The 608-nt window shown below is 46.9% G+C and carries 1 protein-coding gene and 1 pseudogene; both read left to right on the top strand.

What is annotated here, in order from left to right; genetic code table 11:
• Positions 1-300, top strand: a pseudogene (locus ACP3PW_RS17225) (IS30 family transposase); the annotation flags it as partial.
• A gap of 116 nt (positions 301-416) precedes the next feature.
• Positions 417-608 (top strand): hypothetical protein (locus tag ACP3PW_RS17220; RefSeq protein ID WP_426417965.1); only part of this gene is annotated, 192 nt, incomplete at its 3' end.

The raw sequence follows: 608 nt of genomic DNA, 5'->3' as shown, positions 1-608 counted from the left end.
CGCAAACACCACCGGATCACGCTCCACCACAGCACCATTTACCGCTACCTTCGCCAAGACAAAAGCAACGGCAGCACGTTGTGGCAACATCTCAGAATATGCAGCAAACCCTACCGCAAACGCTACGGCAGCACATGGACCAGAGGCAAAGTCCCCAACCGTGTCGGCATAGAAAACCGACCCGCTATCGTCGACCAGAAATCCCATATCGGCGATTGGGAAGCCGACACCATTGTCGGCAAAGGACAGAAAAGCGCATTATTGACCTTGGTCGAACGCGTTACCCGCTACACCATCATCTGAGACCTTTGCAATAACATAGGTTACTAAAATTTTATGCTCAATCTCATTTTCAAAATGCAAAACTTTTCTGATTTTTCCTACTTTTTGCTCAATATTAGGAAGGTTTTAGGCAATTGAAAATTTTTTGGCGCATTTTTATGCGTCAAATTTCGTTAACAGACTATTTTTGCAAAGGTCTCAACATCAGTCCCGAAATCTTCGGCACGCTCTTCCAATCAGTCATGGACGCACAAGAGCGGCGCGAAGCGGGCGCACACTACACCGAAACCGCCAACATCGACAAAGTCATCAACGGCCTTTTTTTA

The sequence above is a fragment of the Aestuariirhabdus sp. LZHN29 genome, assembly GCF_049985285.1.
In the GTDB taxonomy this organism is placed as follows: Bacteria; Pseudomonadota; Gammaproteobacteria; order Pseudomonadales; family Aestuariirhabdaceae; genus Aestuariirhabdus.
The sequence above is the reverse complement of the archived record's forward strand: the minus strand, read 5'-3'. Positions and strand labels throughout refer to the sequence as shown.